The sequence below is a fragment of the Pseudonocardia sp. Ae505_Ps2 genome, assembly GCF_001932425.1.
In the GTDB taxonomy this organism is placed as follows: domain Bacteria; phylum Actinomycetota; class Actinomycetes; order Mycobacteriales; family Pseudonocardiaceae; genus Pseudonocardia.
The window spans coordinates 2,527,686-2,545,233 of record NZ_MCIP01000001.1 but is presented as its reverse complement, the minus strand read 5'-3'; the positions used below and the strand labels follow the sequence as shown (position 1 = coordinate 2,545,233).

At 72.6% G+C, this 17,548-nt stretch carries 18 protein-coding genes and 1 pseudogene; 5 read left to right on the top strand and 14 right to left on the bottom strand.

The genetic code is table 11. The features are described 5' to 3' along the window. Positions 1–137 precede the first annotated feature (137 nt). Entirely contained in the window at positions 138–329 is a 192-nt protein-coding gene (locus Ae505Ps2_RS31180) for a hypothetical protein (RefSeq protein ID WP_139320167.1), read from the bottom strand. On the opposite strand from Ae505Ps2_RS31180, the gene Ae505Ps2_RS33365 reads away from it, so the two are divergent. Both Ae505Ps2_RS33365 and Ae505Ps2_RS34010 read left to right on the top strand, forming a co-directional pair. Then, positions 314–520 (top strand): histone-like nucleoid-structuring protein Lsr2, encoded by a 207-nt coding sequence (locus tag Ae505Ps2_RS33365; protein WP_075308155.1) that lies wholly within the window; start codon positions 314–316, stop codon positions 518–520. The two genes, Ae505Ps2_RS31180 and Ae505Ps2_RS33365, sit on opposite strands and share 16 nt — an antisense overlap. Next, positions 459–716: pseudogene (locus Ae505Ps2_RS34010) on the top strand (hypothetical protein); the annotation flags it as partial. The gene Ae505Ps2_RS33365 and the pseudogene Ae505Ps2_RS34010, both read left to right, overlap by 62 nt. 91 nt (positions 717–807) lie before the next feature. Here the strand turns inward: Ae505Ps2_RS34010 and Ae505Ps2_RS32605 are convergent. The 7 genes from Ae505Ps2_RS32605 to Ae505Ps2_RS12205 form a co-directional block, all read right to left on the bottom strand. Beyond that, positions 808–2,313 (bottom strand): class I SAM-dependent methyltransferase, encoded by a 1,506-nt coding sequence (locus Ae505Ps2_RS32605; RefSeq protein ID WP_075333007.1) that lies wholly within the window; start codon positions 2,311–2,313, stop codon positions 808–810. Between the two features lie 151 nt (positions 2,314–2,464). Continuing rightward, on the bottom strand, positions 2,465–2,704 hold the full coding sequence (locus tag Ae505Ps2_RS12230) for a YbdD/YjiX family protein (RefSeq protein WP_020623569.1): 240 nt from the start codon (positions 2,702–2,704) through the stop codon (positions 2,465–2,467). Further along, positions 2,662–4,908 carry a carbon starvation CstA family protein gene (locus Ae505Ps2_RS12225; RefSeq protein WP_075308159.1) on the bottom strand — a complete coding sequence of 749 codons (2,247 nt, stop codon included), beginning with the start codon at positions 4,906–4,908 and terminating at the stop codon, positions 2,662–2,664. Before Ae505Ps2_RS12225 ends, Ae505Ps2_RS12230 begins: the two co-directional genes overlap by 43 nt. Before the next feature lie 143 nt (positions 4,909–5,051). After that, on the bottom strand, positions 5,052–5,573 hold the full coding sequence (locus tag Ae505Ps2_RS12220; protein WP_020623571.1) for a general stress protein: 522 nt from the start codon (positions 5,571–5,573) through the stop codon (positions 5,052–5,054). Between the two features lie 167 nt (positions 5,574–5,740). Continuing rightward, complete coding sequence (locus tag Ae505Ps2_RS12215) at positions 5,741–6,934, bottom strand: acyl-CoA dehydrogenase family protein (protein WP_075308161.1); 1,194 nt, start codon at positions 6,932–6,934, stop codon at positions 5,741–5,743. Positions 6,935–7,044: 110 nt separating this feature from the next. After that, positions 7,045–8,004, bottom strand: a complete 960-nt coding sequence (locus Ae505Ps2_RS12210) for a CoA ester lyase (protein ID WP_075308163.1) — start codon at positions 8,002–8,004, stop codon at positions 7,045–7,047. A gap of 165 nt (positions 8,005–8,169) precedes the next feature. Next, entirely contained in the window at positions 8,170–9,096 is a 927-nt protein-coding gene (locus tag Ae505Ps2_RS12205) for a PhzF family phenazine biosynthesis protein (RefSeq protein WP_075553629.1), read from the bottom strand. 66 nt (positions 9,097–9,162) lie between these two features. Here Ae505Ps2_RS12205 and Ae505Ps2_RS12200 point away from each other — a divergent pair, with 66 nt between their 5' ends. Together Ae505Ps2_RS12200 and Ae505Ps2_RS12195 are read left to right on the top strand one after the other, a co-directional pair. After that, entirely contained in the window at positions 9,163–10,482 is a 1,320-nt protein-coding gene (locus Ae505Ps2_RS12200; RefSeq protein ID WP_075308167.1) for a CBS domain-containing protein, read from the top strand. Further along, positions 10,475–11,014 carry a DUF1003 domain-containing protein gene (locus Ae505Ps2_RS12195; RefSeq protein ID WP_075308169.1) on the top strand — a complete coding sequence of 180 codons (540 nt, stop codon included), beginning with the start codon at positions 10,475–10,477 and terminating at the stop codon, positions 11,012–11,014. Before Ae505Ps2_RS12200 ends, Ae505Ps2_RS12195 begins: the two co-directional genes overlap by 8 nt. Before the next feature lie 4 nt (positions 11,015–11,018). Here the strand turns inward: Ae505Ps2_RS12195 and Ae505Ps2_RS12190 are convergent, their stop codons facing one another. Then, positions 11,019–11,501 (bottom strand): MarR family transcriptional regulator, encoded by a 483-nt coding sequence (locus Ae505Ps2_RS12190; protein WP_020624330.1) that lies wholly within the window; start codon positions 11,499–11,501, stop codon positions 11,019–11,021. A gap of 133 nt (positions 11,502–11,634) precedes the next feature. Here Ae505Ps2_RS12190 and Ae505Ps2_RS12185 point away from each other — a divergent pair, with 133 nt between their 5' ends. After that, a complete protein-coding gene (locus tag Ae505Ps2_RS12185) occupies positions 11,635–12,783 on the top strand; it encodes an Mrp/NBP35 family ATP-binding protein (RefSeq protein WP_075333005.1) in 1,149 nt (382 codons plus the stop codon). Between the two features lie 78 nt (positions 12,784–12,861). Here the strand turns inward: Ae505Ps2_RS12185 and Ae505Ps2_RS12180 are convergent, their stop codons facing one another. The 5 genes from Ae505Ps2_RS12180 to Ae505Ps2_RS12160 form a co-directional block, all read right to left on the bottom strand. Then, positions 12,862–14,118 carry an aminotransferase class III-fold pyridoxal phosphate-dependent enzyme gene (locus Ae505Ps2_RS12180; protein ID WP_075553628.1) on the bottom strand — a complete coding sequence of 419 codons (1,257 nt, stop codon included), beginning with the start codon at positions 14,116–14,118 and terminating at the stop codon, positions 12,862–12,864. Positions 14,119–14,526: 408 nt separating this feature from the next. Beyond that, positions 14,527–15,456, bottom strand: coding sequence for an AEC family transporter (locus Ae505Ps2_RS12175; protein ID WP_075553627.1), 930 nt, complete (start codon positions 15,454–15,456; stop codon positions 14,527–14,529). Positions 15,457–15,521: 65 nt separating this feature from the next. Beyond that, positions 15,522–16,199 (bottom strand): GntR family transcriptional regulator, encoded by a 678-nt coding sequence (locus Ae505Ps2_RS12170; RefSeq protein WP_020624326.1) that lies wholly within the window; start codon positions 16,197–16,199, stop codon positions 15,522–15,524. Positions 16,200–16,202: 3 nt separating this feature from the next. Next, a complete protein-coding gene (locus tag Ae505Ps2_RS12165; protein ID WP_020624325.1) occupies positions 16,203–16,931 on the bottom strand; it encodes a maleate cis-trans isomerase in 729 nt (242 codons plus the stop codon). Positions 16,932–16,971: 40 nt separating this feature from the next. Continuing rightward, positions 16,972–17,469: a DUF3830 family protein gene (locus tag Ae505Ps2_RS12160; protein WP_020624324.1), complete on the bottom strand. Its 498-nt coding sequence runs from the start codon at positions 17,467–17,469 to the stop codon at positions 16,972–16,974. Positions 17,470–17,548 lie beyond the last annotated feature (79 nt).

Below are 17,548 nucleotides of genomic sequence, written 5' to 3'. Positions count from 1 at the left end.
CCTGCTCCCGTTGGCGCCCGTTCGTGTAACGTGGTCCGCGAAGAGCCCCGGATGGCCCCTGATCACCTCAGTGATCATGTCGCCGGGGCTTTGTACGTGATGCGCCGCCCCAGAATCTGGGGCGGCGCATCGTCGTTTCACCAGACGCTACCGGCGGGCAACACCGCGGCGACGGTCATCGGCAGCGTCCGAGCAGCACGAGGCGTACGTCGCGTCGGCGCGTGCCCGGTCGCCGAGCGCACCGAGGTGTGACGCCCGGCCCGCAGCTCGCCGTGCGCCCAGTGGCGCTGCCCGGCCGCGTCGCGCCCGAACGGTGTCAACCTCGACATCGACTGGACGGCACCAGCACAGCAATGCGATCCGTTCATGGGCACGCCAGAACGGATACCGGATCGCCGAGCGTGGCTGTATCCCGGTCGAGATCATCGAGGCGTACGAGAAGAACGCCGACTCAGCTCCTGCTCCGTCACCATTCGCCACATCGGCGACGTCTGCACCGCAGTTCCAGGAAGCTGGATGACTCCGGAACACCGGACCGCTCTGCCTGCCCCCGGTGGGCAGAGCGAGACCGGTGCTGCCGGGTCGGTGGACGGGGAGCAGCCTCGTGGCCCGGAGAAGCCCCAGACGGCTACCAACGACGTCGCCGCGGCGGAGAGCGCCGGTCGGCGACGTGGGATCGCCTCGCGCAATGCGAGTCCGGCGGTGACTGGGATATCGACACCGGCAACGGCTGCTCCGGCAGCCTGCAGTGCGACCAGGCCGACCTTGCTGCAGAACGGGCCGGCCGTGGACCGGGGAGCCCGCCGGTCAGACCCGGCGGGTGCCCGTCGGCGGGGTCGGCGGCTCGTCGTCCTCGGCGGGCGGGGGCGCCTCGCCGGGGCGCGGCCGCGGGGGGCCGGGGCGGCGGAGCCCGACCGGGCGGCGCGGACGAGGACCGGGTGTCGGACGCCGGGGGCCCGTGGCACCGGGGTCGGGCTCTCCAGGGCCGGGTCCCGCGGCAGCGGGGTCGGATCCGGCCGCGCCGGGGTCCGCGGAGTCGAGTCCTGCGGAGTCGGGTCCCGCGGAGTCGGGTCCCGCGGAGTCGGGTCCAGCGGAGTCGGGGCCGGGTCCCGCGCCGGGGCCGGGGCCGGGTCGCGCGCCGGGGCTGGAGGAGTCGGGCCGGGATCCCGGCAGCCCGTACCGCAGCGCCCGGGCGACGCCGTGCCCACGCGGACGGGTGTCCGGGTCCTCGTCGGGGGTGGGGCCGTCGGGGGCGCCCGACCCACCCCGGTCCTGGTCGTCCGGCCCGTCGCCGGTGTCGTCCCGGTCGTCGTCGCCGGTGCGCCCCGCGGGGCCGGCGGGCGCACCAGGAGGAGACACGGGGACCACGGCGGCGTCCCCCTCGCCCAGCTCGACGTCGTCGCCGTCGAGCACCTGGTCCGGGAGCGTCTCGGCGTAGCCGGGGTCCTCGGGGCCGCCCTCGTCGACGGGCCCGGTCGTGTCCCCGTGGGCGGGGACGGGCTCGTCCCGCCGCGGCCGCCACCCGGCCGCGGCGATGGCCGAACCGCGGGCGCGGCGTTCCTTCCGCTCCCCCACCACGTCGGGCTCGTCGGGGCGCCGCCCCAGGAACGTGTGCACGAGGTGCTGCTGGACCCCGCCGACGGTCTGGACGCGCACGTCGTCGAACCCGGCGCGCTCCATCCGGTGCACCATCTGCTCGGGCCCACCGGCCGTCGCGATCCGCCGGGCCCGGTAGCGCGCGAGATCCGCCGCCCCCCAGCGCAGCGAGGCCATCGGGAGCATCCAGGTCCAGTTCGCCGCCGTCCACCGCATCCGGCTCCGGCCGCTGACGGCGTAGTCGTGCACCGCCAGCGGAGCGCCGGGGGCGAGCAGGCTCAGCAGCCGGCGCAGGCCGTGTTCGGCGTCGGGCAGGTTGGTCACCAGGAAGGACGCGAGGATCCCGTCGAACGGGCCCTCGACACCGGCCTCGGCGAGGGTCTCCAACCGGGAGTGCACGAACGTCACCCGGGGCGACCAGTTCTTCCGCCGGGCGACGGCGAGCATCTCCGCGGACGCGTCGACCGCGACCACCTCGGCACCCCCGACGCTGGTCAACAGCGCCTCGGTGGACACCCCGGTACCGCAGCCGACGTCGAGCAGCCGCAGGCCGTGGCCGTCGCCCAGCCCCATTCGCGAGGCCGACACCCGCAGGTGGGTGCGGTAGCCGGGCAGGGTCGCGACGAAGGCGTCGTAGCCCGCGGCGCCTCGCCCGTAGGCACGGTGCACCGTGGCCGGGCGGATCTGGTCGCTCTCCTGCCACGCCTCGCCGCTCACGGGGCCTGATCCTGCCCGCACCGACCCGAGTCCGGAACCCGACGCGCCCTCCCCGGTGGGGTGTGACACCCACCCGGGAGGGCGCGCTGGGCCGAACGTGGATGCCCGGCCACCCGTGCGGCGCAACGGGACCGGTCGGAACGGCGCCACCTCAGCAGCAGCGACCCTGCGGGTTGCTCTCCTGGTACGCGGTGCGGACCCGCCAGTACTCCCGCTCGCTCATCGGCGGGTGGTCGTGCCCGCTGCGACGGTGGTGGTCGAGGTAGCGGTCGTACAGGTCCGCCCCGATCACTCCACGCCACCAGTCGTGCAGCGCCCGCAGCCGGGTGAGCGTCCTGGCCGCCACGGTCAGTGCCCCGACCGGGCCGGGGTCCCGACCGCCTCGGTCCATTCCTTCTCCAGCTCCTTCTCCGCCGGGGTCGCAATGATCCCGGCCGGGGCGTAGAGCCGAGAGGGCACCGGATCGTCCTCGTTGTCCGGGCGGCCGCCCATCGCGATCGACCTCCAGGCGGCCAGGACCGCGGCGACGATCACGACGAGCGCGAGCGTCACGAAGAGGATCGACAGCGTGCCCTGCACGAAGGTGTTGCGGACGACCGCCGCCATCGCCTGCGGGGTGCCCGCGGTGCCGAAGCTCGTCTCCCCGGACGCGATGGCCTCCCGGAACGCGAAGTGCTGTGCCCAGTACCCGATCTTGGGGTTCGCGGAGAAGATCTTGTACATCGACGCCGTGACCGTCACGACGGCGGCGAACGCCAGCGGAACGACGATGATCCACAGGTAGCGCACGTGCCCGCGCCGCGCCGCGATGGCCAGACAGACCGCGAGCGCGATCGCCGCCAGCAGCTGGTTCGCGATGCCGAACAGCGGGAAGAGCGTGTTGATCCCGCCGAGCGGGTCGGTCACCCCCATCACCAGGATCGCGCCCCAGCCACCGACCATCAGCGCGGTGCAGATCCAGGCGGCCGGCTTCCACGAGGTGTCGGCGAACCGCGGGACCACGGTGCCGATGGCGTCCTGCAGCATGAAGCGCGCCACCCGGGTGCCCGCGTCGACGGCGGTGAGGATGAACAGCGCCTCGAACATGATCGCGAAGTGGTACCAGAAGCTCATCATCGCCGGCCCGCCGATGAACTGCGCCATGATGTTCGCCAGGCCGACCGCGAGGGTCGGGGCGCCACCGGTGCGCGAGACGACGGACTCCTCGCCGACCAGGGCCGCGGTCGTCGCGAGCTGGTCGGGGGTGATGTTGACGCCCATCAGCCCGAGCTGGTTCACGAACGCGGCAGCGCCCTCGACCGTCCCGAGCGTCAGCGACGCGGGCGAGTTCATCGCGAAGTAGAGCCCGCGGTCGATCGACAGCGCCGCGACCAGCGCCATGATCGCCACGAAGGACTCCATGAGCATGCCGCCGTAGCCGATCAGGCGGGTCTGGCGCTCCTTCTCGATCAGCTTCGGGCTGGTCCCCGAGGAGATCAGGGCGTGGAAGCCCGACAGCGCGCCGCAGGCGATCGTCACGAACAGGAACGGGAACAGCGACCCGGCGACGACCGGGCCGTCGTCGCGGCCGGCGAACTCGCTGAACGCGGGCGCGGCCAGCTCCGGGCGGACGACGATGATCGCCACGGCGAGCAGCACGATCGTGCCGATCTTCATGAACGTCGACAGGTAGTCGCGCGGGGCGAGCAGCAGCCAGACCGGGAGCACCGCGGCCACGAAGCCGTAGATGATCACGCCCCAGGCGATGGTGGTGCGGTCCAGGGTGAACAGTGCCTGGCCCCAGCCGGTCTCGGCGACCCAGCCGCCGGCGACGATCGCGCCGATCAGCAGCGCGAAGCCGATCCAGGAGACCTCGGAGACCTTCCCCGGCCGCAGGAAGCGCAGGTAGACACCCATGAACAGGGCGATCGGGATGGTCAGCGCGACCGAGAAGACGCCCCAGGGGCTCTCGCCGAGGGCGTTGACGACGACCAGGGTGAGCACCGCGATCAGGATGATCATGATGGCGAGGGTCGCGATCAGCGCGGCGATGCCGCCGACCCGGCCGAGCTCCTCGCGGGCCATCTGGCCCAGCGAGCGCCCGCCGCGGCGCATCGAGAAGAACAGCACCAGGTAGTCCTGGACCGCACCGGCGACGATGACCCCGACGATGATCCAGATCGTGCCGGGCAGGTACCCCATCTGCGCGGCCAGGACCGGGCCGACGAGCGGACCGGCACCGGCGATCGCGGCGAAGTGGTGGCCGTAGAGGACCCGCCGGTCGGTCGGCAGGAAGTCCTGTCCGTTCTCCTTGTACTCGGCCGGGGTGGCGCGCCGGTCGTCCGGACGCAGCAGCCTGTTCTCGATGTAGCGGGAGTAGAACCGGTACGCGATCGCATAGGTGCTCACCGCGGCGAACACGAACCAGATCGCGTTGACCGTCTCCCCGCGGACCAGCGCGAGCATCACCCACGCCAGACCGCCCAGCAGGGCGATCCCCACCCACACCGCGATCTTCCACGGGGTCCACGCCCGCTGTTCGGCGAGGAGCACCTCTTCGTCCACCGCCGCCGGCGGGAGCTCGCGCTCCGCCGGTCCGCCTGACACCTGTGTCATCGCGCCCCTCCGATATGTCCGACGCGCGAACTATAGGAGGCAATGTGGCCTGTGGGAACAGATGTCCGACCGCCGACGCACGACGGCCGTCGCCACCCGGTCGGGTGACGACGGCCGTGGGGTCGTGCGGGCGCCGGAGCCGGTCAGAAACCCCCGCCGGGGCTGCCCATCGCCAGCTTGGCCAGCATCTCGCGGGCCCGCTCGGCGTTGCGCGGCTCGCACAGGACGTCGTAGCGGCCCGCCACCATCTGGCTGGCGGACTGGAAGTCCCGGCGGCCCTTGCTCGCGCTGTAGCTGACCGCGGCGAAGGCCATGAAGAACACCGCGCCGGACACCAGGCCGACGAGGATGGGCAGGAAGTTGCCGTCCGGGGAGAACATGAACAGCAGGAGCCCGACGAACAGGCCCAGCCAGGCACCCTGCGCCGCGCCGGAGGCGAGTACCCGGCCCCAGGTCAGGCGGGCGATGACCCGCTCGACGAGCATCAGGTCGACGCCGACGATCGTCACGTCGGCGACCGGGAAGTCGGAGTCGGCGAGGTGGTCGACGGCCCGCTGCGCCTCCTCGTAGGTGGCGTAGGAACCCACCGGCCACCCGGTCGGCGGAGTGGGCAGCTGCGGCAGGCCCGGAGCCGGACGAGTCTGGCCGCCGAAGGGATTGGTCATGGCGTGCTCCTCGTGGAAGATGTCCTGTCTCGTCGTCGGTGCAACGTTCGACCGGACCGCGACGTGCCCCGAAGACTAGTCGCGGAGCCGCAGGTCACACCCCACCGACCGAACGACACGGCCCCGCACCCCCGGGACGGGGTACGGGGCCGTGGACGCGGGTGCGGTCAGCGCAGCTTGTAGTCGCGCAGCAGCCCCCGGGAGATGATCGTCTTCTGGATCTCCGAGGTGCCCTCGCCGATGAGCAGGAACGGCGCCTCGCGCATGAGGCGCTCGATCTCGTACTCCTTGGAGTAGCCGTAGCCGCCGTGGATGCGGAACGCCTCCTCGGTGACCTCCTTGCAGTACTCCGAGGCGAGCATCTTGGCCATGCCGGCCTCGACGTCGTTGCGCTCACCGCGGTCCTTCAGACGTGCGGCGTTGACCATCATCAGGTGCGCGGCCTCGACCTTGGTCGCCATCTCGGCGATCTTGAACGCGATAGCCTGGTGCGCCACGATCGGCTTGCCGAAGGTGGAGCGCTGCTGGGCGTAGGAGACACCGAGCTCGAAGGCCCGGATCGCGATGCCGCAGGCGCGGGCGGCGACGTTCACCCGGCCGACCTCGACGCCGTCCATCATGTGCGCGAAGCCCTTGCCGCGCTCCCCGCCGAGGATCTGGTCACCGGAGATCCGGTGGCCCTTGAACACCAGCTCGGTGGTGTCGACCCCCTTGTAGCCCATCTTGTCGATCTTGCCGGGGACGACCAGGCCGGGGGCGACCTCGCCGTAGCCGGTGGGCTTCTCGACGAGGAAGGTGGTGAGGTTCTGGTGCGGGCGCTCGGCGCCCTCGTCGGTCCTCACCAGCACCGCGGTCAGGTTCGACGTGCCACCGTTGGTCAGCCACATCTTGGCGCCGTCGATGACGTACTCGTCGCCGTCCTGCACGGCCTTGGTCTTGATCGCCGCCACGTCGGAGCCCAGGTCCGGCTCGGACATCGAGAACGAGCCGCGGGTCTCCCCCGTGGCCATCTTCGGCAGGTACTTCTCCTTCTGCGCCTGCGTGCCGTGCTGGCGGAGCATGTACGCCACGATGAAGTGGGTGTTGATCACACCGGAGACGCTCATCCAGCCGCGGGCGATCTCCTCGACCACCAGGGCGTAGGTGAGCAGCGACTCGCCGAGACCGCCGTACTCCTCCGGGATCATGAGGCCGAACAGCCCCATCTCCTTCATCCCGTCGACGATGTCCTGCGGGTAGGTGTCCGCGTGCTCCAGGGCGGTCGCGTGCGGGATGATCTCCTTGTCCACGAACGAGCGGACGGTCGACAGGATCTCGGTCTGGATGTCGGTCAGACCGGCGGTCTGGGCGAGCCGGGCCATGCTGGTTACTCCTCGGTGAGCGTCGGCGGTCGGCGGGCGGTCGGGCCCTCAGCGCTGAGGTTCGTTGCGCAAGCTGCTCTCAGCGCTGAGGTTCGTTGCGCAAGCTGCTCTCACGCCTCCGGCGGGGTCCACTTGTCGGTGCGGGTCATGCCCGCCGCGCGCCCCTTGCCCGAGATGACCAGCGCCATCTTGCGGCTGGCCTCGTCGATCATCTCGTCGCCGATCATCGCCGCGCCGCGCTTGCCGCCCGCCTCGGAGGTGAAGTACTCGTAGGCGTCGAGGATGTTCTCGGCGTGGTCGTAGTCGCTCTGCGCCGGGGAGAAGGTCTCGTTGGCGGCGTCGATCTGGCCGGGGTGCAGCACCCACTTGCCGTCGAAGCCCAGCGCGGCCGAGCGGCCGGCGACCCGGCGGAATCCGTCCACGTCCTTGATCTGCAGGTACGGCCCGTCGATGGCCTGCTTGTCGTGCGCGCGGGCCGCCATCAGGATCGACATGAGGATGTGGTGGTAGGCGTCGCCCACGTCGTAGCCGGGGGGCTGCTCGCCGACGACCAGGGACTTCATGTTGATCGAGGCCATGAAGTCGGCCGGGCCGAAGATGATCGTCTCGACGCGCGGGGACGCGGTGGCGATCGCGTTGACGTTCGTCAGGCCCAGCGCGTTCTCGATCTGCGCCTCGATGCCGATCTTCCCGACCTCGAGACCGTTCGTCTTCTCGATCTGGGTGAGCAGCAGGTCCAGCGCGACGACCTGCTGAGGGGTCTGCACCTTCGGCAGCATGATCGCGTCGAGGTTCGCGCCCGCGCCCTCGACGACCTCGATCACGTCGCGGTAGGTCCACTCGGTGGTCCAGTCGTTGACCCGGACGACGCGGATCTTCTCGCCCCAGCCGCCCTCGTTGAGGGCCTCCACGATCGTCTTCCGCGCACCGGGCTTGGCCAGCGGGGCACAGGCGTCCTCCAGGTCGAGGAAGACCTGGTCGGAGTTCAGCGTGCGCGCCTTGTCGATGAACTTCTGGCTCGATCCGGGCACGGCCAGGCAGGACCGGCGGGCGCGGAGGGTGGTGCTCACAGGCGGGCTCCTCGTCGAGTTCGTCCTCGCCCGCGTCGCGGCGACGACGTCGTCACGACCCGGGCGCTCGGGCTGGGGACTGATGCTGGCACGACGACGGCCGCGGCGCCCCGTGCAGGTGATTGGTTTCTCACCCGCCGGTGGTCAGATGGGGTTACCCGTCGGTCACCCCTGTTCGGGAGGTGGGGTCAGGGAGCCCCTGGCCACCGCGACGACGGTCCCGCCGACCCAGCTGCCGACGGCCCGCCCGCCCTCGGTGCGGACGCCGGCGTAGAGCGTGGACGGACGGCCCATCTCCACCCCCTGGGTCACGACGAAGGAGTGCTCGCCGTCGTCGGTGACCAGACCGCGGTCGGCGAGGAAGATCCCGAGCGCGACGGCGGCCGAGCCCGTCGCCGGGTCCTCGGGCACCCCGATCCCGATGCCGAACATGCGGGCGTGCACCCGCTCGGCGGTGGCGTCGACGGCGGCGACGAGCACCCCGGTCGCGCCGCTGCCGGCGACCGCGGCGGCCAGCGCCGCGGGGTCGGGCACCGCGCGGGCGACCGCACCGGCGACGACGAGCAGGATCGCGAAGTCGGTCCCGGCACCGGCCACACCCGGCACGGCGGCGCCGTCGACGTCGTCGGGGCCGAGGCCGAGCGCGGCGGCGAGGCGGACGGCGTCCAGCTCGGCGCCGATCGACGGCGTGCCGCCCCACACCCGGGCGCCGGTCCCGTCGACCCGCACCGGCAGCAGCCTGGCGCCGCACTCCTGCACGCGGTCGCCCTCGCCGATGACGCCGTCGCGGGCCAGCACCCAGGCGGTGCCGACACTGGGGTGCCCGGCGAAGGGGAGCTCGGCGAGCGGGGTGAAGATCCGCACCCGGTAGTCCGCGCCGCCCTCGGCGTCGCCGGTCGGGGCCAGCGGGAACGTGGTCTCCGACAGGTTGAACTCCCGCGCGATGGCCTGCATCCGGGCCGTGGACAGCGCCTCGGCGCCGTGGACGACGGCCAGCGGGTTGCCGGCGTACGGACGGTCGGTGAACACGTCGACGATGTCGTAGCGGAGGGGTTCGGGGTCCCGGCCGGGATCGTGCTGCGGGTCGTTCACGGCGGGCGAGCCTAGTCACACGGCCGGGGCGGCCGCGGGACCGCCGGGGGTCCTAGTCTCGGCGCCATGGCCTCGGTACGGGTGTTCGTCGCGCGGATGGCCGGCCTGGCCGTCTACGGCCCGGACGGCGAGCGGATCGGCAAGGTCCGCGACGTCGTGGTGTCGCTGCGCGTGGACAGCCATCCGCCGCGGGTGCTGGGCCTGGTCGTGGACCTGTCCGCGCGCCGCAGCATCTTCGTGCCGATGCTGCGGGTCGCCGACATCGCCCCGACCGCGGTGACGCTGGCCAGCGGCTCGGTGAGCCTGCGCTCGTTCGACCAGCGCCCCAACGAGACCCGGGTGCTCGGCCAGCTGCTGAACTCCCCCGCGACGGTGCGCGAGAACGGGACCGAGGGCTCGGTGGTCGACGTCGCGATCGAGCCGAGCCGGACCCGGGACTGGGTGATCACCAAGGTCGCGCTGCGGTTCCGGCGGACCCGGCTGGCGCGCAGGCCACGGGTCGAGGTGTACGGCTGGGAGGCCGTGTCCGGGCTGGACGTCGCCGCCGCGCAGGGTGCGGACCGGCTGCTCGCGGTGTTCGACTCGATGCGCCCGGCCGACGTCGCCGCGGCGCTGTCGCGGCTGCCCGACGACCGGCAGCGGCACGTCGTCGACGCCCTGGACGACGAGCGGCTCGCCGACGTGTTCGAGGAGCTGTCCGAGTCCGACCAGCGCGAGCTGCTCGGCTACCTCGACGACGACCGCGCCGCCGACGTCCTGGAGGCGATGAGCCCGGACGACGCGGCGGACCTGCTCGGCGAGCTCGACGACGACGAGGCCGGTCGGCTGCTGGAGCTCATGGAGCCCGACGAGTCCGAACCCGTGCGCCGCCTGATGCGCTATGAGTGGGACACCGCGGGCGGCCTGATGACCCCGGAGCCGATCACCCTGGCGCCGGACGTGACCGTCGCCGAGGCGCTCGCCCGGGTGCGCAACCCGGAGGTGCCGCCGGCCCTGGCGTCGATGGTGTTCGTCGTCCGCCCGCCGACGGCGACCCCGACCGGGCGCTACCTGGGCTGCGTGCACGCCCAGCAGCTGCTGCGGGCGGCGCCGTTCGAGCTGGTCGCGGGCATGGTCGACGCCGACCTGCCGCAGCTGGGCCCCGACGCGGGGCTCGGCGAGGTGACCCGCTACTTCGCCAGCTACAACCTGGTGGCGGGCCCGGTCGTCGACGCCGAGGACCACCTGCTGGGCGCGGTCACCGTCGACGACGTGCTGGACCACCTGCTGCCGCAGGGCTGGCGCGACCGCGACCTCGCCCCGGGCGAGGTGCACGGCGGCCCGCTGGCCGCTGCCGCGAACGGCGGCAACGGCCGCTCGCGCGACGGGGAGGTGCACGGTGGCTGAGCCGGGGATCGGTCGGCGGCTGGACCAGCCGCGCGTCGGGCGTCGGCGGTTCGAGGTGGACCCGGACGGGTTCGCCCGGTTCTCCGAGCGGATCGCCCGGTTCCTCGGGACGGGTCGCTTCCTCGCCATCCAGACGGTGATCGTCGTCGTGTGGATCGCACTGAACGGGTTCGCCTGGGTGGGCCGGTGGGACCCGTACCCGTTCATCCTGCTCAACCTGGCGTTCTCCACCCAGGCCGCGTACGCCGCACCGCTGATCCTGCTGGCCCAGAACCGGCAGGACGACCGGGACCGGATCGCGCTGGACGAGGACCGCAGGCGTGCCGAGCGGACGAAGGCCGACACCGAGTTCCTCGCCCGGGAGCTGGCGGCGCTGCGGCTGGCCGTCGGGGAGACCGCGAGCCGGGACTACCTGCGCGGTGAGCTGGAGAAGCTGGGTGACCGGCTCGACGACGCCGTGGCCCGCAGCCGCGGCGAGGAACCCCCGGTCGAGCCGGGTGCCCGGAAGAAGATGCGCAAGAAGGAACGCTGAGCGCTCAGGGGATCAGGCGGCCCATGATGCGCTCGAGCGCGGCGAGGTCCTCGGCGTCGAGCCGCTCCACGAAGTGCGCGCGGACTCCGCGCAGGTGGGTGACCGCGGCGGTGCGCAGGCGCTCGTAGCCGGTGTCGGTGAGCCGGGCGGTGACCCCGCGGCCGTCGTCGGCGACCTTGGCCCTGGCGACGAGCCCGACCCGCTCCAGGCGGTCGACGAGCCGGGTCACCCCGGAACGCGAGAGCAGCACGGCGTCGGCCAGCTCGGTCATCCGCAACCGGCGGTCGGGGGCCTCGGACAGCTGGACGAGCACGTCGTAGGCGGCCAGGGAGAGCTCCTGCTCGCTCTCCAGCTCGGCCTCGAGCCGTCGGGTGATGCCGGCGTGCGCGCGCAGGAAGCTGCGCCACGACGCGAGCTCGGCCGGGGTCGGGACCACGCGCCGGCGCACCGGGTGCTCGCGCGTCGGGGTGCCGGTCGTGTCGTCCATCGCAAGAATGCTAGAGACACCCGGACCGCCCCGTCAGCGCGGAGGTGCCGCGTGACACCGCCGGTGACCCGGATACCCCGGAACAGCCCACGTAGCATGGGGTGACGCGAGAGGAAAGAGGTCGTAGGAGCTCATGTCCGTCACCAGCAGCACCAGCACCGTCGTCGAGGCCGTGCGCGCCGCCCTCGGCACCGTCGAGGACCCGGAGATCCACAAGCCGATCACCGAGCTGGGGATGGTCAAGAGCGTCGACGTCTCCGCCGACGGCCTCGCCCACGTCGGGGTCTACCTGACCGTCGCGGGCTGCCCGATGCGGGAGACGATCACCTCCCGCGTCACCGAGGCCGTCTCGAAGGTCCCCGGCGTCGAGCGGGTCGAGGTCGAGCTCGACGTCATGAGCGACGAGCAGCGCACCCAGCTGCGTCGTTCGCTGCGCGGCGACGCCGACGAGCCCGTGATCCCCTTCGCCCAGCCCGGCTCGCTGACCCGCGTCTTCTGTGTGGCGTCCGGCAAGGGCGGCGTCGGCAAGTCCTCGGTCACCGTCAACCTGGCCGCGGCCATGGCACGGCGCGGGCTGAAGGTCGGCGTCGTCGACGCCGACATCTACGGCCACTCGATCCCGCGCATGATCGGCGCCGCGGACCGGCCGACCAAGATCGAGAACATGATCATGCCGCCGCAGTCGCACGGCGTGAAGGTCATCTCGATCGGCATGTTCACCGACGGCAACACCCCCGTCGTCTGGCGCGGTCCGATGCTGCACCGCGCGCTGCAGCAGTTCCTGGCCGACGTGTTCTGGGGCGACCTGGACGTGCTGCTGCTCGACCTGCCCCCGGGCACCGGCGACGTCGCCATCTCGACCGCCCAGCTCGTGCCGAACGCCGAGCTGCTGGTCGTCACCACCCCGCAGCAGGCCGCCGCCGAGGTCGCCGAGCGGGCCGGGTCGATCTCCACCCAGACCCGCCAGCGCCTGGCCGGGGTCGTGGAGAACATGTCCTGGATGGAGATGCCCGACGGCTCGCGCAACGAGATCTTCGGCTCGGGCGGCGGGCAGACCGTCGCGGACTCGCTGAGCCGCACGGTCGGCACCACGGTGCCGCTGCTGGGTCAGATCCCGCTCGACGTCGCGCTGCGCGAGGGCGGCGACGCCGGCACCCCGATCGTGCTCGGGAAGCCGGAGTCGGCGGCGGCGCAGGCCCTCGACGCCATCGCGGAGAAGCTGACCGTGAAGGCCCGCGGCCTGGCCGGGATGAGCCTGAACATCTCCCCCGTCGGGCGCTGACCCGCACACCCTCCGACACCACGAGGCCCCGCACACCCGACCGGTGTGCGGGGCCTCGTCCGTCCCCCGGGGCGGGTCTCAGGACAGCGCGTCGTTCAGCGCCTTGGTCCAGAGCGCCAGCCCCTCGTCGACCTGCTCGGAGGTCACGACCAGCGCCGGGATCATCCGGACGACGTTGCCGTACACACCGCAGGTCAGCAGCAGCAGGCCCTGTGCGGCGGCCGCGGCGTGCACCGTCGCGGCGGTGGCGCCGTCGGGCTTGCCGTCGGCGTCGACGAATTCGATGCCGATCATGAGTCCGCGGCCGCGGACGTCGCCGATGGCGGCGATCCCCTGCGCGGCGTCCCGGACACCGGCGAGGAGCTTCTCGCCCTGCACCCGGGCGTTCTCGACCAGCCCCTCGCCCTGCACGACATCGAGGGTCGCGAGCGCGGCGGCGCAGGCGACGGCGTTGCCGCCGTAGGTGCCGCCCTGCGAGCCGGGCCACGCCTTCTCCATCAGGGCCTTGGGCGCGGCGATGGCCGAGAGCGGGAAGCCGGACGCGAGCCCCTTGGCGGTGACGATGATGTCCGGGACGAGGCCCTCGGCGTGCTGGTGCCCCCAGAACTTCCCGGTGCGGCCGTAGCCGGTCTGGACCTCGTCGGCGATCAGCAGGATGCCGTGCCGGTCGGCGCGCTCGCGCAGCCCCTGGAGGAACGCGGGCGGGGTCGGGACGTAGCCGCCCTCGCCGAGCACCGGCTCGACGATGAACGCGGCGACGTCGGACGCCGGCGCGGTGCTCGCCAGCTGGCGGTCGAGCTCGGACAGGGCGAACGCGACGGCCTGCTCCTCGGACCAGCCGTAGCGGTAGGCGTAGGGGAAGGGCGCGAACGCCACCCCACCCATCATCGGGCCGATCCCGGCCCGGATCTTCGCCCCGGAGGTGGTGAGCGCCGCGGCACCCATGGTGCGGCCGTGGAAGCCACCGTCGAACGCGACGATCAGCTGCCGGCCGGTGGCCTGGCGGGCCAGCCGCACCGACGCCTCGACGGCCTCGGAACCGGAGTTGGTGAAGAACACCGAGTCGATGCCCTCGGGGAGCACCTCGCCCATCCGCTCGACCAGCGCCAGCAGTGGCTGGTGCATCACGGTCGTGTACTGCCCGTGGATCAGCGTGGCCACCTGCTCCTGCGCCGCCGCGACGACCCTCGGGTGGCAGTGCCCGGTCGAGGTGACGCCGATTCCGGCGGTGAAGTCGAGGTGGCGGCGCCCGTCGGTGTCGTACAGGTAGACGCCCTCACCGCGGGCGGCCTGGACCGGGGTGGCCTGCTTGAGCAGCGGGGACAGCTGTGCCATGGGTTCGCAGCTCCTGGTGCGTCGAGGGTGGTGCGTCTCAGGTTGTCGAGTTGTCGACAATCCTAGGGAAACACGGGTGGGTGGGTCCGGGCAAGGGTCGTCCGGGCCCGCCTTTGCTCTGCTCACCGATACGCATCAGGCACCCGGGGCGACCCGGCGCTGCGGTCCCGGACGGGCCCGCGTCGCGTGCGGACAGCCGTCGTCGGCGGCGTCGAGATGCAGCTCAGCGGGAGTTGTCGATCTCCACCGCCCGCTGGGCTGCATCTCGGCGCACGCGCGACACGGGTGGCCGGCCCGCCGTGACGCCACCCGGCGCAGGCGCAGGGCCGGTGCTGCGTATCGGTGAGCAGAGCAAAAGGACGAGCGAAGGACCCCTCATCTCGGACGCAGCAAAGAGGAAAGCCCTGGTCAGGCCAGCAGGGCGGCGATCACCAGCAGCACGGGGACGGCGACGACCGTCGAGGCCAGCGCCACGTCGCGGGCCAGCGGGACGGCGCGGTCGTACCGCACGGCGTAGCCGAAGACGTTCTGCGCGGTGGGCAGCGCGGCCAGCACCACCGCGGCGAGCAGCGCCGGGCCGGTCAGGCCGAGCACCCCCGCGGCGAAGGCCCAGGCGATCACCGGGTGCGCCACGTTCTTGATCGCGACGGCGATCCACACCGAGACCGCGGTCTCCCCCGTCCCGGGGCGGCGGGCGCCGTACAGGGAGATGCCGAACGCGAGCAGCATGGCGGGCACCGCGAGGTCGGCGAGCAGCTCGATCGGGGCGGTCACCGGCTCCGGCAGGACGACGCCCGTCGCGGAGACGGTCAACCCGGCGGCGGTGGCGATCGCGATCGGGTTGCGCAGCGGGGCGAACGCGACCCGGACCCACCCGGGCCGCTCGCCGCGGCCGTCGCCGGGCAGGACGTCCATCAGGGTCGTGAACAGCGGGGTCAGGATCGCGAGCTGGAACAGCAGCACGGGGGCGACGGCGGCGGAGTCGCCGAGCACGTAGGTCGCGATCGGGATGCCGAGGTTGCCCGCGTTGACGTAGCCGGACGCCATCGACCCGACGACGGCCTCGCCGGCCGGGCGCCGACGGAGCAGCGCGACCGGCACGAAGAGCAGGCAGGCCACGGTGCTGGTGACCGCGGTGACGACCAGTCCCGAGGACAGCACGGCACCGACGTCGGAGTGGCTGAGGGTCGTGAACAGCAGCGCGGGCGTCGCGACGAAGAAGGCGGTGCGGGCGAGGACCTTCGAGCCCTGGTCGCCGAGCAGCCGGCCACGGCCGAGGACGTACCCGACGGTCACGACGACGCCGATGACCAGGAAACCCTCGAGGACGCCCACCACGTCCCGACATGTTACGTATGCGAACTAGTCCCCGGGGTGTCCGGCGGTGCGGTTCACAGGTGCACTCAGGCCGCGCCGGGCATCGCGGCGAGGATCCGGCTGACGGCGTCGTCCATGTGCGCGGCCAGCCGGTCGAGCAGCAGCTCGGTGCGGCCGTCGCGCAGGGCGTCGCGCAGCAGTTCGTGCTCGGCGAGCAGCGCGCGGGCGGGCGGGGCGGTCTGCTGGAACGCGGCGAGACACATCCGCGTCTCGACGAGGAGCCCCTCGGTCATCCGGCGCAGCCGCGGGCTCCCCGAGGCGGCGACGAGCGCGGCGTGGAAGTCGTGGTCGGCGTCGGCGAGCGCGACGGCGTCACCCGCCTCGGCCGCGGCGGCCATCACCCCGAGCGGGATCTCCAGCGCGACGACGGCGGCGGCCCGGTCGCCCTCCAGCACCTTCAGCGCCGCGGCCCGCTCGACGGCGGTGCGCGCCAGGTAGACGTCGCGGACGTCGTCGGGGCCGAGCTCGCGCACGAACAGGCCACGATGGCGTTCACTGCGCAGCAGCCCCTCGGCGACCAGCCGCTGCATCGCCTCCCGCAGCGGGCCGCGGCTCACCCCGAGCCGGTTCGCGAGGTCCACCTCGCCGAGCTGGGTGCCCGGCGCGAACGTGCCGCGCATGATCGCGGCACGGATCCGGTCGGCGACGATTTCCGCGGTGGAGCGCCGGCTCACCGGCTCGAGCTCCGAGACGTCCAGGCCCACGACTCACCCTCTCCGGAACAGTGTCCCCAGGCCGGGACGGTCGATGTCGGCCCCGGCCAGGCGCAGGCCCTGCCAGATGCTCACCTGGTTCGCGGTCAGCACCGGCCTGCCCACCCGCGCCTCCAGCGCGTCGAGCACGTCCACGGTGTGCAGCGCGGTGTCGGGCAGCAGCACCGCGTCGGCGCCGGGCGCGTCCGAGGCCACCGCGGCGGCGAACTCCAGCACCGTCTCCGGCGGCAGCGTCCCGACCTCGGCGGCGGTGATGATGTCGCGCGCGGACAGCGTGTGCACGGAGATGTCGTGGTGGGTCAGGAAGTGCACGAAGGCGCCGGCGACGTCGGGCGGGTAGGTCGCCCCGACCGCCACCGAGCCGATCCCGAGCCGTCGACAGGCGTCGACGAAGGCGAACGACGTGCTCGACGTCGGCACGCCCGACACCCGTTCCAGCGCCGCGACCTGCCGGGCGGCACCGTCGGGGCCGAAGATGAACGACCCCGAGGTGCAGGCCCAGACGACCGCGTCCAGCGGGCCCGCCTCCGCGGCGACCCGACGTGCCCCCTCGGCGAGGACCTCGTCGCCGCCGATGGCGAGCAGCGCGTCCTCGCGGTGGGCGTCGGTGGCCATCTCGGTGTGGACGAGGGCGAGCCGGCTGCCATCGGCCAGCAGCTTCTCGGCGCGCGGGTAGTCGTCCTCGGCCGAGTAGCCCGGGTAGAGGAATCCGACCGTGCTCATGTTGTCGACAATCCTACAGAGGCTGGGGTGACCGCAAGGGTCAGGACGCCCGCGAGTAGACGAGCCGCTCCCCCACGCTGCCCGCGCGCCACACGTCGTGACAGGCGGTCGCCATCGCGTCGAGACCGTCGACGATGGTGGCGAACACGTTGCCCGGCACCCAGCCGACGTCGCCGTTGAGCAGCAGGTTGTTGCGCCCGTAGAAGATCGCGAGGTCGATCCCGCCCTCGGCGGCGTCGATGCCCTGGTCGTCCTTGAACGCGCTGTCGAGCATCCCGCCGTGGAAGTCGAAGTAGCAGACGTCGCCCGGGATGGGGGTCACCGTCGGGTTCTCCTGCCCGATCCGCGGGCCGAACCGCGGGACGATCGTGTAGACCTCGTTGCGGGCGTACTTGGCGTGCTGCGCGTCGCCGCCCTGCGGGCCGTCGGCCAGTGCCTCCCAGACCGCCGCGGCGGTGCGGGGCGCCTCGGTCTCCAGCAGTGCCGCGGTGCAGGCGACGCCCCGCTTCGCGAGCTCGATCCTGATCAGCTTGGTCATCCGATCCCCCTGTCCGATACGCGGATTGTTGACAATCGTAGGTGCGCTTCTTAGCGTGTCAACGCCGCCCGACCTCCCT

Excerpts from the sequence above, each read along its gene's own strand:
- Ae505Ps2_RS31180 (WP_139320167.1), bottom strand. The coding sequence starts at position 329 with ATGTCGAGGTTGACACCGTTCGGGCGCGACGCGGCCGGGCAGCGCCAC.
- Ae505Ps2_RS12230 (WP_020623569.1), bottom strand. The coding sequence starts at position 2,704 with ATGGACCGAGGCGGTCGGGACCCCGGCCCGGTCGGGGCACTGACCGTG.
- Ae505Ps2_RS12225 (WP_075308159.1), bottom strand. The coding sequence starts at position 4,908 with ATGACACAGGTGTCAGGCGGACCGGCGGAGCGCGAGCTCCCGCCGGCG.
- Ae505Ps2_RS12220 (WP_020623571.1), bottom strand. The coding sequence starts at position 5,573 with ATGACCAATCCCTTCGGCGGCCAGACTCGTCCGGCTCCGGGCCTGCCG.
- Ae505Ps2_RS12215 (WP_075308161.1), bottom strand. The coding sequence starts at position 6,934 with ATGGCCCGGCTCGCCCAGACCGCCGGTCTGACCGACATCCAGACCGAG.
- Ae505Ps2_RS12200 (WP_075308167.1), top strand. The coding sequence starts at position 9,163 with ATGGCCTCGGTACGGGTGTTCGTCGCGCGGATGGCCGGCCTGGCCGTC.
- Ae505Ps2_RS12190 (WP_020624330.1), bottom strand. The coding sequence starts at position 11,501 with ATGGACGACACGACCGGCACCCCGACGCGCGAGCACCCGGTGCGCCGG.
- Ae505Ps2_RS12185 (WP_075333005.1), top strand. The coding sequence starts at position 11,635 with ATGTCCGTCACCAGCAGCACCAGCACCGTCGTCGAGGCCGTGCGCGCC.
- Ae505Ps2_RS12180 (WP_075553628.1), bottom strand. The coding sequence starts at position 14,118 with ATGGCACAGCTGTCCCCGCTGCTCAAGCAGGCCACCCCGGTCCAGGCC.
- Ae505Ps2_RS12165 (WP_020624325.1), bottom strand. The coding sequence starts at position 16,931 with ATGAGCACGGTCGGATTCCTCTACCCGGGCTACTCGGCCGAGGACGAC.
- Ae505Ps2_RS12160 (WP_020624324.1), bottom strand. The coding sequence starts at position 17,469 with ATGACCAAGCTGATCAGGATCGAGCTCGCGAAGCGGGGCGTCGCCTGC.